Source organism: Enterobacter sp. TCD1-1 (assembly GCF_020567405.1).
GTDB classification, from domain to species: Bacteria; Pseudomonadota; Gammaproteobacteria; order Enterobacterales; family Enterobacteriaceae; genus Enterobacter; species Enterobacter quasiroggenkampii.
In genome coordinates this window covers 56,091-72,508 of the sequence record NZ_JAJCXF010000002.1, presented here as the reverse complement: position 1 = coordinate 72,508, position 16,418 = coordinate 56,091, and the positions used below count along the sequence as shown (strand labels likewise).

General features: G+C 52.5%; 7 protein-coding genes. 1 reads left to right on the top strand and 6 read right to left on the bottom strand.

Going from position 1 to position 16,418, the window contains the following annotated elements:
• Positions 1 to 40: 40 nt before the first annotated feature.
• The 6 genes from LJA86_RS13140 to LJA86_RS13115 form a co-directional block, all read right to left on the bottom strand.
• The gene (locus LJA86_RS13140; RefSeq protein WP_229226288.1) at positions 41 to 8,278 is read right to left on the bottom strand and encodes a hemagglutinin repeat-containing protein; all 8,238 of its coding nucleotides are present in this window, start codon (positions 8,276 to 8,278) and stop codon (positions 41 to 43) included.
• 14 nt (positions 8,279 to 8,292) lie between these two features.
• A complete protein-coding gene (locus LJA86_RS13135; RefSeq protein ID WP_229226287.1) occupies positions 8,293 to 10,026 on the bottom strand; it encodes a ShlB/FhaC/HecB family hemolysin secretion/activation protein in 1,734 nt (577 codons plus the stop codon).
• Positions 10,027 to 10,043: 17 nt separating this feature from the next.
• Entirely contained in the window at positions 10,044 to 10,955 is a 912-nt protein-coding gene (locus LJA86_RS13130) for a fimbrial protein (RefSeq protein ID WP_229226286.1), read from the bottom strand.
• Positions 10,956 to 11,060: 105 nt separating this feature from the next.
• A complete protein-coding gene (locus LJA86_RS13125) occupies positions 11,061 to 13,643 on the bottom strand; it encodes a fimbria/pilus outer membrane usher protein (RefSeq protein ID WP_229226285.1) in 2,583 nt (860 codons plus the stop codon).
• A gap of 32 nt (positions 13,644 to 13,675) precedes the next feature.
• Positions 13,676 to 14,410, bottom strand: coding sequence for a molecular chaperone (locus LJA86_RS13120; protein ID WP_229226284.1), 735 nt, complete (start codon positions 14,408 to 14,410; stop codon positions 13,676 to 13,678).
• Between the two features lie 63 nt (positions 14,411 to 14,473).
• Positions 14,474 to 15,034, bottom strand: a complete 561-nt coding sequence (locus LJA86_RS13115; RefSeq protein ID WP_045909925.1) for a fimbrial protein — start codon at positions 15,032 to 15,034, stop codon at positions 14,474 to 14,476.
• Between the two features lie 448 nt (positions 15,035 to 15,482).
• Between LJA86_RS13115 and speB the strand changes: the two genes are divergently transcribed.
• On the top strand, positions 15,483 to 16,403 hold the full coding sequence (gene speB, locus LJA86_RS13110; protein ID WP_008499737.1) for an agmatinase: 921 nt from the start codon (positions 15,483 to 15,485) through the stop codon (positions 16,401 to 16,403).
• The last annotated feature ends 15 nt before the right edge of the window (positions 16,404 to 16,418 follow it).

Sequence of the window (16,418 nt, the reverse complement as noted above, 5' to 3'; positions counted from 1 at the left end):
CGTTAAAAAAAGGGTCTGACGAAAGTCAGACCCTTTTGTTTTAGCTGTACTGCTGGTCGGTGAAGGTGATGGTCACCGGGGCATAGATATTAATCGGTCGATCGATTTGCAACGCCTTCCACTGGGGACGCACGTTCATCGCACCTTTGCTCATGTCACCGTTCCACTGCTTGTGTTCCGGCGTTTTCGGCATATCCATCCCGGTTTGACCGGTGGACGATCCCGGAGAGAGCTTAACGTCATCGCCTTTGGTGTTGCTGGACGGCGCAACGCCATTGGTCATGTCGCCATTCCACTGCTTGTGCTCCGGCGTTTTCGGCATATCCATCCCGGTTTGACCGGTGGACGACCCCGGAGAGAGCTTGACGTCATCGCCTTTGGTGTTGCTGGACGGCGCAACGCCGTTGGTCATGTCGCCATTCCACTTCCTGTGGTCCGGTGTTTTCGGCATGTCTTTACCGGTTTTAGCCGTCGCGGAGCCCGGAGAAAGCACCGGATAGTGAGTTTCCGGTACGGCCCATTTCTTCACTGGCGTAACCGTTGCGGCCTCTGGTTTTGCTTTTGGCGTCAACGGCTGAGACGCTGACGGCACGACTTTCGGCACGGCTTCACTGTGTGCTGTTTCAGACGCGACGGCCTCTTTATGCACCACCGAAGAGGCGGACGTGGAGGTCGTTGACGCCGTCGTTTTCTCAACCGTCATGTGCTGAGAATCGGACGTGGTGCGCGTCGTCGTTGTCGTGGTCTGCTGCGCTGAGCCCGGCTTAGTCGGCGTACACTTGTGTGGACAACCGCCACCGCCCGTATGGCCGTCATCCGGCACCGCTGGCGTATCGCTGTCTGCGTCAGCGCCGTTTTTCTTCTTCTTGCGGATGCCCGGATCGGCGAGCGTGTAGGAGATGTTATTTCCTGCTTCTTTCTCATCACGCGTCACGGTCGACATTGCCTCTTTATCGGCGTTGAGCTCACCGTTTACCGCCGCGCTGGTCGTGTCACCCACTGCGATGGTGGATTTCTGCGTTTCGTTGTAGTGAATTTCATCCACGGTATCGACGTAGATGTTCGCAGACGGCACGACGGCCTTTTTGTCCTTCACGCTCAGGCCGATACCGCCACCGCCGTACAAACCATCCTGCTCAACGTGGTCTTCCAGCGTTTTCGCATTGATATCGCCTGCAACGTTCACCGAGCCCGTGCCGTCCTGAGACACCAGGTTGGCCCCGGTCATGTTCAGGTCGCCGCCGGTTTTGACATTCAGTTCGCCCGTGGTATTGATACCGGATTGCTTCGCTGTTTTAGCCGAATCGTAACTCTCGGAGCCTCCGCCCCCGTTTACGGATACGTTAGGGATAACGCCTGTCGACGTGCCCGATATGCCCACCGAGGCGCCCCAGTTACCGCGGCTGCTTTCGGTGTGCTCGGTATCCTGCACGGAGGTGACAGTCATGTCGCCCGCGACATTCACATCGGCCTTCGCAGCATCAATGTTAGCGCCCTTCATGTGCATATCACCGCCCGCGTTCACCGTCACATTTTCGCCGGTGAGGGTACTGTTCTGGTACGACGTCGAGCCGCCGGAACCGTGCTCCGTACTGCCGTTGTAATCGACCGAAACGCCGCCGCTTATGCCGGTAATATCCACGCCTACGCCTGCGGTAATACCGCCTTTGTGTTTGTCGGTTTCACTGGTGTAAGAGGTCGTTGATTTCGCCGCGTTGATGTCCACATCGCCACCCGCATTGATCTCCGTATTCTGCGAGTTCACGTTCACGCCGTTGAGCGTGGTATCGTTGGTCGAATTAATGCTGACGTTTTTAGCATTGATATTGGTGATGTTCTCCGCCGTTGCGGTGCTCGTTTCTTTCGTTTTCGTCGTATTACCGCCGAAAGTGACGGAGGCGCCAGCAAGATCGTTCAACAGGATGTTGGACACATCGCCCAGCACTTCCGCCGTCGTGGTTCCGCCGTTAATTGACTGACCTTTCTGCGATTTATCAATCAGATTACCGGTTTTGTCGATCGCGTCAGCTACGGCACTGTGGGCCTCACCTGAAATACCGACAAAGCGGTCTTTGTGGGTGGTGGTGGTTTTGGTTTCATCCTCGTATTTGGTGCTGGCGACATCCTGCGCGTTAATGCTGAGCTTATCGCCGGCTGAAAGGTCAGCGCCGCCAATATCCGCCGTTTTTCCTGCATTCACGGAACCGGAATCGGCAAAATTAATGGACGCGTTGGTGTTCTGCTTGCTCTGGGTCGACACGGTATCGGTCGTGTCTTCCATACCCACCCTGAAGCCTGCCGTATCGGTGATCGGCGCGCGGCCCGGTTTGTCGCCAACCGCGGAGGTTTCAGAGCTACCGCCCGCGCTGGAGTAGTCGCCAGAAGTGGTATTTTTTGTGGTGCCCTCGTTTTTGCCGTAGGACACCGAGGCGGATTTACCGCCGCCGCTGATAGAGGCATCAGCAATAAACTGGCGAGACTGCGTGGTTTGTTCCTGAACGGACACGTTTTCAGAGGTTTTAATCTCAACGTTTTCTGCCGCATTGATGGCGCCGCCGTTGGCGTTAATGCTGCCGCCTTCCATGACCACATTCTTGCTGGCATCAATCTGAACGTTACCGCCAGCCTTAACGGTTGAGCCGATAGCTTCCCCGCTGACCGTTTTGGTGTCGGTGGTGGTATAGCTGGACAGACCGGTGATCTCGGTATTGATGGTACGGGTAGAATCAATCTGATGCAGGTCGTTGAAGGTGACGTCACCTTCGCTTGCCTTCATGGTCACGTCCTGACCTGCCGTAATATCCGCCGCGTTGGAGGTGATAGTTTTCGCCTGCATATTGATACTGCCGCCAGCGGTGACGCCGTCATCGTGCGCATGAATCATCTGCTTGCCGTCTTCGCCGTGGCCGACAGACGCGGTCAGAGTGATGTCGCCTTGTTCAGCCTTCATGTCAATGTCGCCACCGGCGTTCACTGCTGCACCGTTAGAGGCAATGCTGCCCTTTTCCGACGTCATTGAGACGTTATTACCCGCAGAGATGCCGGCATTCGTCGCGTTACTGATGTTTTTGATATCACCCTCGGCCACCAGCGTAACGTCACCCCGGGAGGAGAGGGTACCGTTCACATTGTTGATGGCGGTGGCATCAACAGACAGGCTATTCCCGGCAGCGATGGACGCTGTGCCATTGCTGATATCACCGGAAGCCAGCTGGCGAAGGGTTTCAGGGCAAAGGTAGACTACCGGTACCAGCACTTCCGTCCCTTTGATGTTTTGGCTCACGAACCAGACGATATCCTGGGTCAGTCCATTGCGCTGCTCTTCGCTCAGAGGCTGGCCCACCACCAGATTCAGATCGCTGTTTTTCGCCGCAATTCCGGCGTTATCCATCAGATTCTGCACCAGCGCATCGCCTTCGAGACCGTCTCGTATCGCAAACAGGCTGCCCACGGAGCGGCTGATCTCTCGACGAATCAATTCGGAGATGAAGTAGTTATCCCCAATGACGTTAACGGTTTCGGTGGTGGTGTAATCCACCTTGTCGAAATAGTAGTCAGAGCCGCTGTACTTGCTCTGGTCGATCATTTCCGGGCGCGTTTCGAAAATTGGAATGATGTGGTTGGCCGGGCCGCTGTATTCGGTACCGTTTTTCGCCGCCGCGGAGGCTTTTTTGAATTCGTCTGTGACTTCAAACATCCCCGGCAGGGAGACCAAATCCTTTATGGTCGGCAGCGGGCTAATCCCCATGGCCAGCTCTTCCAGCGTTTTGGTATTGACGGCAACATCATAGCCCGCAATGACCGTATCTACGCTGTAGTCACCCACGTCGATATTCTGAACAGTGGCGTTCTCTCTGATCGTACCCGCGTTCGCCAGGCCGTTATCCAGGGTGCCGCCATTATGCGTGAAGTTACGACCCGCCGTGATTTCGCCTTTTTCAGACGGCACAAAGTAGATCATATTTTTCTTCAGTGAGTTAGTGCTGGCATCACCGTCGTTGAGACTGTGCCATGCTGCGCTCAGGGTACCGTACTCCTGCGCGTTCCACGTTTCGCCAAACACTTTGCTCATGACATAGCTGAGCTGGGTTGAGGTATTTGCGGCGTCGATCAGGGATTTATAGCTACGATCTCTGTTCGGATCCTCGCTGCCGCTTTTGGTCTCGGGCTCGCCGTCGCCAAAGACGAAATCGAGGTATTGATACAGCGAGCTGAAGGTCAGCGTCGTGTAGTGCTCCGATGCCACCTTCCAGAAGTCGGTCAGCACGATCGGTTCATTGAGCGTGAGGTGCAGATAATCATACATCGATTCCGACGTATATTTTGGCGAGTTCAGAAGATTACCGGTAATGGTGATATCACGTCCCGCCTGGATCAGGCCGCCGGTATTTTTGATCTCTTTGTCCGCGAAGATATCGCGCTGGTTGATATTGATATCTTTGCCCGCGCTGATTTCGCCAAGTTTGTCCATGGCGATATCGGAGCTCAATACCGGAATGTGCAGCACCGTGGTGATGCTGACCTGCGTCATCACGTTATCTACACCGGACCACTGGCCCACTGCGTCCTGCGTTTGGGTTTGCGAAATCGTGCCGCCCGTATAGGTACTTTGGTTTTCCAGATAGGCTGCATCAATATTAATATTTTGCTCGGAACGAATGATCCCGGCGTAGTTAATCAGGCTTTTCGCGATGAGCGACATGTCGCCCATGCTCAGAATGTTGCCCGTAAAGTCATTCACAAAGGTGCCATTGCGGACATCAATATCCATCTGCCCCAGCGACCAAAGCAGGCTGTTACTGTTGTTCGTCATCCCACCGGCATGGATGTGCATATCCCCGCCCGTCACGACAGACTTGCTGTTGACAAATTTACCGTCTGCCTGCAGCGTCAGGTTGCCAATCACTTCCATCATGGTGTTATTGAACAGGGAGCCTTCGGTGCTCAGCGTCATATCATGACCCGCGCGGATATTGCGGGTCATGTCATCCAGGGTGAGGGAATCTTTCACCCTGAGCATTAAATCATGACCCGCTTCGAGGATGCCGCTGGTGTTATTTAGCGTGTCAAGGTTGAGATTCATGTCGTTTCTGGCGACTGTTACGCCAGATTCATGATTATTCAGTTTCGACGCGTTGATCGTGACGTTATTACCGGCGATCAGACCATTTCTTTCGTTGGTGATCGTTCCTCCGGCCACATTAAGGGTGGTGTTATTTGCCCCAGAGATCACTGCCGCGTCAGAGTTGATCACATTGTGAGCGACGTTAAGAGACAAGTCGCTTTGCGTCGACACAATCACCGCCTGTTCGGTGTTGGCCAGGTTTTGCGCGTTAATCGTGATGTCGCCGCCCGCCACGATAGTGGACACTGACTGCTGTCCATCATCAGCGGTGATGCTGCCGAGATTGCTCAGCGTGTCGGCAACTATCTCCAGCGGTCCATTAACGGCCTGGATGATGCCCGCCGTGCGGTTTGTCACAACGCCAATGGCGTTCAGGACCGTTTTCATATTGGCGGAGATCACCGCGCTGTCGCTGTTGACGAGGGACTCAACGTCTTCAATCGTCAGATTACGCAGCGCAACCAACACATGGTCTTCGCCTTTGTTGGTCAGGTTTTTAACGTTGCGAATGATCAGATCCAGGCCCGCCTGAACAACTCCTTCGTTTTTCAGGTCGTCAACGTCGTCGATCGCAATGGTCCCGTTGCCGATCATAACGGCGCGGTTGTTTAACGTCTTCACGCCGCTGATAGTCAGATCGCCAGCAGAGGCAATCACCGCATCGCTGCTGTTGTTAAGCGTGGTTGCTCCCGCGATGGAGAGAGCGGCATCCGATTTAATCATCGAGGCGCCGCTGTTATTCAGGGTACCTACGTTTCTCAGCGTGGTGTTTTCTGCGCCGAACAGGGTTGCACCTTCAGTGTTATTGAGGGTGTTCACATCGGACAATGACAGCGTGCCGTCAGAAATCACAAAGCTGCCGGTGTTATTGAGCGTGTTAAGATGGGTCAGTTGCAGCGTCTTGCTGGCATACAGCGTGGCGGCGTTCAGGTTATCGACGGCGCTAACGCGATCGAGCGTCAGGCTACCGGCCTGAATCGTTGACGCGTCGTTAAGCAACGATGTTGCTGAAACGGAGAGGTTTTCTCTTGCCGCGATCAGTGCGTCATGCGTGTTTGCGAGGGTGGAAATTCCGCTGGCATGGACATTTTCGCCCTGGATCAGCCCATCGTTATTGTTTACAGCCAGCGCGCCGTCGCCATTTAGGGTCAGATTCTTTCCGGCAACAATGCTGCCTTTTTGACTGTTCAGCAGCGCTTTTTTGACATCAAGCTGCATGTCTGTGCCCGCACTCAGCGTGCCGCCCTGGTTTTTCAGATTCTCGGTGGCGATGGTCAACTTCTCGCTCGCGCTGACGCTGCCGCGGTTACTGACGGTTGCACCGGCCTTACGGGTACTGGCGGAGACATTACGCCCTGCAATACGTCCGGTATTGCTGAGGGTGTCACCGCCGGATGTCAGCGTCACGTCATGCTTGTTGCTGGCAATGGTGCCGTCGTTGACGATATTACCGTCGGCATCAATAAAGATCAGCGCATCGTTACCGCTCAGGGTACCGCTGTTTGACAGATCACCGTTGACGTTAATGCGCACCTCACCGCTATCCGCACCGATATGACCACTGTTGTTAAGGGCGCTGGCGGTCATGACCAGATTGTTATCCGCGTAGAGGCGGCCTGCATTGTCAAGATGACCGACAGACAGCGTCTGGGCGTTGCTGGCATAGAGAATGCCATTGTTCTTCATCGAACCTGATGCAATCCGGATATCCCCTGTGGCGCTGACGGAACCCTTGTTTTCAAACGCGCCGGTCAGGTTGAACTGAAGTGTTCCTCTCTTCGCGAGAATAACGCCTTCATTGTTGGTCATGCTGCCCGCAGTGATGTTGATATCACCACTGTTGCTGACGACCTCCGCGTCGGAGACGAGAGTGCTGAATGGCACCTGCTGGCCATTCTGAATGACGACAAAATCGCCATTTTTTAACGTAACGACGCCACCGGAAATGACGGCTCCGTTAGCATCCAGCGCCTTGAGTTTGCCGGAAAGGGTGTACTGCCCGGCAACATTAATCTGAATCGCGGGAACCGCTGTCGACGCACTGTTTTGCGTGAGGATCGCCGCCGTGTTTTGCAGCAGGGTAGACGCATCAATGCGGATGGTACCGGTACGGGAGATCAGGTCGTTATTCACCGTCAGGCCGGAGAGGGCATGCAGGATAATATTATTCTGCGCTTCGGTGCTCCCGGCGCCGCTGCTGTTTTTATTGAGGGCAATATTGTTGCCGCTGACGGTGACGTTTTTGTCGCTGCGTATGCCCGTCAGCGTCACGTCGCCGTTAGCGCTGATCTCAATATCATCCGTGGCTATGATACTGCCCTGGTGACGGACGCCCGCGCCGGACTCGGTACTGATAAGCTGAATTTTACCGCCGTACATCGACCCCATTGCCCGACCATCAATCGCGACATCCGGTGCGTGTCCGTCACCCGCATTGCGAACGCTATGCACGCGGCTGGAGAGGTCGTAATCGTTCTGGCCCGCAACAACCTTGATATCGGCCTGACCCGCAATTTCACCTTCCAGTTGAGCGCTGCGGCTGACGATGTCGAAGTAAGTCAGCCCTTCGGTAGAAATACCTTGTCCCGTAACAGAAACGTTACCTTTCTCAACCGCAAGCTTATAATTGCCGTCCTCTTTCATCTGTACCTTACCGGTACTCAGCGTCAGGCTGTTGGCATTAATGGTGGTGGCGCCGTTAACGCTAATGCCGTTTTCGTTGGCAACGATCACGTCCGCTTTTCTGCCAAAGACTTCCATCGTGCCGTTAATATAGGAGGCCTGGGCGCCCGTCACTTCACTGATAATGGCTTTTGCTTCATGCTCAAGCTGGGCGTTTTTAACCGTATAGCCCCCGATCTTAGACACGCCATCCTGCATGCTGTTGTTAAAGATCAGACCATTTTTATCAACGTTAAACTGGTCAAATTTATTCAGTGAAACACCTTTCGCATTCGGATCGGTGATATTCACGACTGGCGTGCCGTTAGCCGCCTGGCCCATGGTTGGCCCTTTGCTCTGGCTGGCATCCGGCACCGTCGCGGCTTCGGCATTAGCGGCGAGGATACCCGCTATCGAAATAAAAAGGGGACAAAGGTGTTTATGCAAATTCCCAGCGGTTAGCTTCGTTTTTGAAGTTTTATTATTGCTCATAAAAATTCCTTAAATTAGAAAGTTACTTCCATCTTGTAATAAACGACCGTGTTATCGACGGTATTCTCTTCCAGTGAATCTGGTTTTTTTATAGGCCAGCCCGCGAGGACATATGTTGAGAAATGGCTACCGGTAGCTTTAATTCCGACCGAGCCACCCATCATGAATTGGCTGTCACATACGTTGACGCCTTTAGGGCAATTATCTTTGGCAAAGCCCAGGTCATAACCTAAATAGGGAATAAGCTGATAAATACCGCCGATGCCAATATCAAAAGGAAACTGCAGCGTATTGGCGATCCAGCCGCCGCTATCAACCAGCAGGCTATCGTCCTTAAATCCGCGCACAGTGAATTCATCACCCAGCGTTAATTTTGCATCGCTGACCAGGACGTGCGGGGTGTACTGGAACCCGGCGTTGAGTTCATAGACGCCACCCAGACGGCCAGCCTGAAAAAGCGGACGCGTCCAGCTGGCAATGCCGTTGTACTTGACGTAATCAAGGTCAAATCCTTTGAGGTCGGCATCGTTTTTCCAGGCAGAACCGAACCAGGGAACCGCCGCCGTCACGCCCACATCGCCATAGAACCAGCCGTTCATCAGGGCGCCGACCCACGTTGCGCCTGACGAAATCGCGGTATAGGTTTTAGAGCTCACGTCTATACGGTGGTTTTCAATGCTGTTGTCGCTGTTACGTCTTTCGACTTTTGCCCACCAGCTGGTTTTACCCGTGGCGTTACGGCCCAGCATGCGGCTGATACGCAGTGAAGCGCGGTCTGAATCTCCGTCAGACGCGTAGCTGGCGTTATTGCCGGCAAGGGTTTTATCGTAGCTGGATTTGTAATAAAGCGCGTCGAATGACCAGTAACCCAGCGGGATGCTGTAACTCGTTGACCACGAATCCTGATTATCCTGGTTATTTTTCAGGTTATTCCATGAATAATATACGTTGAAAATATCATTGATACCGGCAATGTTTTTAGCGGTTACGCTGCCATAATACTGCTGCCAGCCGTCAGCCTTAATGCCAGAGTTGTTAAGGCCCGCGGCAACGGAAAGGGGGAACTCAGGCTTGTGCAGCAGATTAAGATCGGAATAGCTGTTTACAATCGACGGCTGAATATCAATATTGTCTTTGGGATAAACGCGCAGCAGGTTTTCGACCATCTGATCGATATCCTGCATGTTCAGAATCTTGTCTTTCGCAAAGGGGTAGGCAGTGAACAGGCGCGTGCGTTCACGGAGAGACGGTTCATGCCCGTTAACCTTAAGATTGTTTATTTTCCCCCACAGCACCCGTAGAGAGAGCGTACCCGTTTTTATATTGCCTGGCTCAATACCAATAAGCGTTGTGGCATAACCGCGGGAAATATAAAAATCGGTCAGCTCTTTAACCAGTTCAAATATTTCTGTTCTGCCGAGCATTTTGCCCTCATAGCGATCGATAATCGCCTGACGCAGTGGCGAACCGTCAAACAGGACATCATCAAGAATAACGATATGATTGATCTGAAATCGCCAGCTCGAGTCGCTGCTGGTCAGGGTTTCTTCTCCGGCTTCATGCAATTTTTTTTGTTGCTGGATTAACCGTTCGTTCCGCTTGGCTTCTTCTATTAATGCCTGGCTGGTTTGTCTTTCGAGACGATCCAGTTCCTGTTTATTTTGCTGGCCGGGAAGTGCCGCCGTAGCGTGAGCCGCAGGAATGAGCGGCACTAATAAAAGCGCATATTTTGAAAAACGCTGAAGCACGAATCTCTCCTTGAAAATTATTGTATAGCCATGGTGTATTGAATTGCGCCGACCACCCTGCCAGCACTTAATGAATTTGCGCGATTAACTTCTGTAGGAACGTAAATCTGAGCCTGATAGTTTTTCGTTACTCGGGATGAAACCGGGAAAACAATGAGTTTCTCAAGAATAAGGGGCGTTGAAACATATGTGCTCGATTTTTCGTAAACCATAATCGCGAAGTTTTGGGCGTAGCCTTCGCCGGTCTCCACCCCCAGAATACCGCTCGATTCTGCGAATTTTGTCCCGATCATAGAAGAGATAGTTAAGCCAACCTGTTCCTGTTTCGGGCAAGTGATGGTAATAGAAAAGTCTTTTTTATCGCCCTGGTAATTTTGCGTGTTCTGGAATGAGGCAATACTGTAGGTCCCTAAATTGACGTTTGTCGACGAGGGATAAATGGAGCATGAACGCGTATTCACTTTAATCGGTACTGATAAATTGATAGTAAGAATACGAAGCTCATCCTCTGGCGTGAGCAAAGGTTTGACTTTTACGTTAACCATTTCACCGGCAGGGATCTCGGTTTCACCCTGATTAATGGTGCCGGTCTGAACAAACTCCAGTAGCACCGTGCTGTTATCGATTGAACAGCTCGGACTACAGGTCACAGGAGAGCCGGAGTTACCCGGTACCCAGGCGTTTCCGGTATTGGCTGGCCATTTCATCCGAATACCAATGCCTGGAATTTCGGTTGCATAGACTTTATCTATCGAGGAAGAGAGATAATTTCGGCTGTATGCAGTGTGCCACTGCGTTTGCGTTGATTCATCACAGCTATATTTGATGTTAGGTGCGGTATAGGTTTTAGACCATAATACCGTTCCTGCGGAGCCTTTATCCGCAGGGTTCAGCGTAATGTTGTCTGTGATATTTAACACCTTTTCCACACCGTCGATTCTGCACGCTGAGGCTTTTACTTCAAGGCTAAATATCCATAACAGTGATAATATAAGGAGATAAAGCAGAGTCGTAATGTATTTATTCATTTTCTCTTAAAGGCCTTTGCAGATAATATCTATTGCATCAAAGGAGATGGCTTTACTCATATTGCGGTTTTTTCTGTTATCAGAAAGTTGATTGACCTCTGCTGAGCACGTGTTCATTACCTTATTGCTTTTCCATTTAATAACGATCGGCTTGCCAGATTCAGGCAAGGTCAACATTGCCAGGCCACCCTGGCCGACCATACCGAGCGTGGCGTCGCTACCGTCGGAAATGGATGCGCCGAAGGGTATCTTCTGCCCGGAGGCATGTGTGAAGCGCACAAAGGTCTGTTGCTTCTGCTGCGTTTCCATTTTGATATGCACGGCGGCACCCGCGGTGGGCACAATGCTCTTGCGCGTATCCTCGACGTCGACGCTCATTGATGTACCTTTTGGATCAATGAAGACATCGTTGTATCGGTAAGGTGTCAGATAGCCGACAATGCCATAGCCGTTATCTTTAATGACCGCATTTGAATCAGGGTAAACTCTTGCCCCTTCAGCGCCTTTGGCCTCGATTACGCCAATGGTGTCGCCTAACGTTGGGGTCAAATTGATGCCGCCACGGTGCACAACCACGCCACCGTTCATATTCAGACCGCCCATGAAGCTGTGGAGGGACTGGCTGAACGCGACGCCGCCGGAAGCGCTATCGCCCACGTAAGAAAGGTTGGTACCGAAGTTGGTTTCCGGCCTGCTGGACTCGCTGAAGTAGCCGCTGAAGCCATACTGTGAGCGCTCGCCAGCCGAGCCGCTGAGCGAGGTGCGGATGGTGGCCTCATCGCTGTTGTAGCTAAAGTTCGCCCCCAGGCGGGCCTGTTTCTCATAACGATGGCCAAGCGGCATGGATACGCTCAGGTAGATCGTATCGTCATGACCACCGTCTTCATTATTGGTTCGGCCAAGTGAAATACCCCAGGTCGACGTGCCAAACCGGTTGTTGTATCCCAGCGCGTAGTTGGATTTTTCCGTTCGGCCCAGTTCATCGTTCCAGACGTTGCCGATGAAACCACTGACGTAAAAACTTCCCCAGCCCGCAGGCAGCATCTGGTTGATGTTTGCTTCCAGGCGTTCACGGTAGCGCTCGGGTAAATATCGGTCGTTACCGTGCTCCAGCGCCTGCTTCACGCTGACGGCATCCGCCAGCGAGTAGTAATCTTTACTGGAGTAGCGGTAACCTACCAGGCTGAAGTTTGTACCGGTTTCTGAAAGGTTTTTAGCAAGACTGATTCGCAGGGACATGTCACACAGTGAACCGCAGTCATCGCTCCCCATACCTGTGTTAAAGTTCGTATAAGAGCGGGTAACGTCCAGACCTAATGCCCCGAGCGGGGTATTGATGGCCACACCACCCAGCAGGGCGTTGTAATCGCCATCAAACGCGGTTTGCGCACCCACGTACCCCGTCAGATTATTCAGCAGACCGTACTGAAGCGTGCCCTCGGTCATCCATGGCGCATCGGCAAGATACGTATTACGCATTTCCCCCGACGAGAGCGAATAGCGGAAGTAACCTTCGCGCAGCAGCTGCGGAACGCTGGAGTAGGGGACCGTAAAGGTATTGATGGTGCCATCCGTCTCTTTGACGGTGACCTCCAGATCGCCGTTGTAGCCTGTTGCATAGAGATCGCTGATGGCAAACTCACCCGGCGGCACCACTTTTTCGTAGAGGGTGCTGCCGGACTGCTTGATGGTGACCGTGGCGTTGCTGTTGGCAAAACCTCGTACAACAGGCGCGTAGTAGCGCACGGAGTCCGGCAGCATGCGATCGTCGGTGGCAAGCCTTGCGCCGCGAATGGCCGTTGTATCAAACATCTCCCCGCTGGTGTTGAGATCGCCCAGCACCACTTCAGACTGCAATGCTGCAATCCCCCGGCTGGCAAATGCCTGCAGATGATCGACCCCCTCATCGTCAATATCGTTGCCGAGGTTCAGGGTGTCATAGGTCACAAAACGCCACGCCCCGAGGGTCATCGCCGTTTGCAGGTTACCAAAGAGATAGTTGCTGGTTTCGCCCAACTCACGGTTGCGCGTGCTTGAACCACTCAGCGCATAGGAGGCCATGAGGGTAGGTTCACCGTCGTCCCATAGCTCAGGGCTGATGTATCCCTCCGGCGTATTAAGCAGCATCGCCTGCGGGACGGTGACGTCCAGACGCTCATCATCCTGGTTGTAGGTCACGGTTGCGCCGGGCACAAGCGTTTCAAGGATCAGGCAGCCGCCCGTCTTCCAGTTTTCCGGCAGTTTGCGGGTGTCGACGTCAAAGCGGATAATCATTTCCGGCGTCATGCAGGCATTTACGCCCTGCTTATTTTTTGCCGGAATAAATGAAATGGGCCAGGTGCCTAATTTCCGCAGGTTACTAAATACTTCCAGTTTGTAATCTCCGGGCTGGATTTTATCTACCCCGTCGAACTGGCTAAGGTCTAACCCACTGTTATAGAAATTCATAAAGCCGCGAGAAAAGTTTACCGCTTTTTTCTCTGCTTCGGCGTTAGCCTGGCCTGAAACGCACAATGCCAGAATAATGATCTGGCCAAGGGTACTTTTCGCTTTTTTGAGAAGCCTGTATTTATTATGGCGTGCGGACATTTAACCTTCCCAAAGGTAGAACGTATAAAATATTAAAAGTTATAAGTGCGCTTAATATATGCGCCTAAATCAGTGATATAGTTGTATTTAAATATGCCGCGTCCGCTCACTGCGCTGACCTGCGGAAAGTGATAAACCAGCGTTCCATAAGGGACAATCATGTCACCCGGGATCTCGATGTCTTTATTTTCGGCATTCGTCAGCCAGACGCTGGTCATGCTCACGTGGAAAGGTGAGTTATTGGTTCCCACCACGTCGTAGCCTTTTGCCGCTTTACGCAATTCCCACTTCAGATCGTCGCCCGCCTGCATGGGATTGCCCTTCAGGCCCGCTGGGCGATAGAAAAATTTGATCATTGTGCGGAACGCCATTTTTATCTGGTTCTGATCCGCCTCTTCAGGCAGTTCTGGTGGAATATCCAGCACGTTTAGCCAGAGCAGCGTTTCGCGATCTTTCGGATATTTTCCTGCGGCTTCCGCTGTCTGGAAGATACGGAAAACTTTCCCTTTTTGACCGTTAACGCGCGCAGCGGGAGGGTTGATAAAGAACGGAAGGTTTTCCTTCTCTGTTCCATCGGTTTTATCGGTGCTGGAAAGCCATACCTGCACCAGCTCCGGGTTTTTGCTGAGGTTATTCACGCGAACGGTTTGTTCACTCTCGTTTGCATTGAATGCCACGCGAGTCGTTAAAATTTGTATAGTGGCGTTGGCGCAGGGGAACCACGTCAATGTCACCATTAACATCACTTTCAAAATATTACTGACCATCAGGCTCAACGTTCCTATATGTGGCAGGGAAAGCAGTGGGATAAATCCCACTGCTTAGAGGTATTACTGGTACTTAATGGAATAAACGACGTCAGTGGTGACTTTACCGGCCGTCGCCGCACCGCCGGTGGCAACGTATTGCGCCCAGTAGTCGAAGCGAGCGGTATTACCTGTAATGGTCGCTGTTTTCGGGCTGTTGTTTGCGGTGTTCAGGTTCATAACCGCTTTGCTGGAATCTAACAGACCGATTTCAACTTTATCGGCACCGCCCGTCGTGACGGTGTTTCTCAGGTTACCGGTGGTGGCGTTGATATTGGTGCTCTGTGCCAGTTCGAAGAAGACGCTGGCGACTTTGTTGTTGGTGCAATTTGCACCGCTCAGTTTAATGAAGAATGGCGTGTCACCCGCGCGTTGACCAGCTGTTGCCAGCGCGGTGGTGCTGACGCTTGGCAGATGCACGGTGAAATCAGGAGAGGTGGATTCACCCTGTGCATCACCGCCTGTAATAGCACAGGTTGCGTCACTGATAGTACCGTCAAAGGTAATCGTGCCATCTTCTGCCGCTGCTGCAGAACCCGCTCCCGCCAGAATGGTAAAAAGACCTATTTTTAAATATTTGTTCATAAGTAATTCCATTTAGAAATAAATTTTAATAAAGCGGCCGGATTGTAGGGAGTAAAAAAAGAGAAAACTACACGCTATAACTAAATAAAATCCGAATTCGGACTATCTCATGCTGTTTATGTATGTATGAATGTGTTATGGAAAGACTTTACTCTTGAATTATAAGGGGTGAGCCCGTAATGGGAGCATTTAAATATTCATTGGGAAAATATTAGGGATGTAAAGATTATAATATTTTTATGGCTATTGTTTTATTCGATGAATGGTAAGGCTTGGCTATATAATTTGTATTTATGAGTCGCTTGAATTTAATGGAGTCAGGCGCTATTCTTAGCGCCATACAGCATTACGATATGAAACGATCCCTTCCTCGTCGGGCTTAACGACGCGGAAGGGATTTTTTTTCACCTTTAGCAACGATCGTCTATCTATGATACGAGGACAGGACATGAGCACTTTAGGTCATCAGTACGATAACTCTCTGGTATCTAACGCGTTTGGTTTTTTACGCCTTCCGATGAACTTCCAGCCGTACGACAGTGACGCGGACTGGGTGATCACCGGCGTGCCGTTCGACATGGCAACGTCAGGCCGTGCGGGTGGGCGTCATGGCCCGGCGGCGATCCGTCAGGTTTCCACTAACCTGGCCTGGGAGCACAACCGTTTCCCGTGGAACTTCGACATGCGCGAGCGCCTGAACGTGGTGGACTGCGGTGACCTGGTGTATGCCTTTGGTGATGCGCGTGAGATGAGCGAAAAGCTGCAGGCCCACGCCGAGAAGTTGCTGGCAGCCGGTAAGCGCATGCTCTCCTTCGGCGGCGACCACTTCGTGACCCTGCCGCTGCTGCGCGCCCACGCGAAGCACTTCGGTAAAATGGCGCTGGTACACTTTGATGCGCATACCGACACCTACGCCAACGGCTGTGAGTTTGACCACGGCACCATGTTCTTTACTGCGCCGAACGAAGGTCTGATCGACCCGAATCATTCCGTTCAGATCGGTATTCGCACTGAGTTCGACAAAGATAACGGCTTCACCGTGCTGGATGCGGGTCAGGTTAACGACCGCGGCGTGGATGACATCCTCGCGCAGGTCAAGCAGATCGTGGGTGATATGCCCGTGTATCTGACCTTCGACATCGACTGCCTGGATCCGGCATTTGCACCGGGTACCGGTACCCCGGTAATTGGTGGCCTGACCTCAGACCGCGCCATCAAGCTGGTGCGCGGCCTGAAGGATCTCAACATTGTCGGGATGGACGTGGTGGAAGTGGCGCCTGCGTACGACCAGTCCGAGATCACTGCGCTGGCCGCAGCGACCCTGGCACTGGAAATGCTCTACATCCAGGCAGCCAAAAAAGGCGAATAAGCCTCTTCTGGTGTA

Coding starts and splice junctions, on each gene's coding strand:
- LJA86_RS13120 (WP_229226284.1), bottom strand. CDS start 14,410: ATGGTCAGTAATATTTTGAAAGTGATGTTAATGGTGACATTGACGTGG.
- LJA86_RS13140 (WP_229226288.1), bottom strand. CDS start 8,278: ATGAGCAATAATAAAACTTCAAAAACGAAGCTAACCGCTGGGAATTTG.
- speB (WP_008499737.1), top strand. CDS start 15,483: ATGAGCACTTTAGGTCATCAGTACGATAACTCTCTGGTATCTAACGCG.
- LJA86_RS13115 (WP_045909925.1), bottom strand. CDS start 15,034: ATGAACAAATATTTAAAAATAGGTCTTTTTACCATTCTGGCGGGAGCG.
- LJA86_RS13125 (WP_229226285.1), bottom strand. CDS start 13,643: ATGTCCGCACGCCATAATAAATACAGGCTTCTCAAAAAAGCGAAAAGT.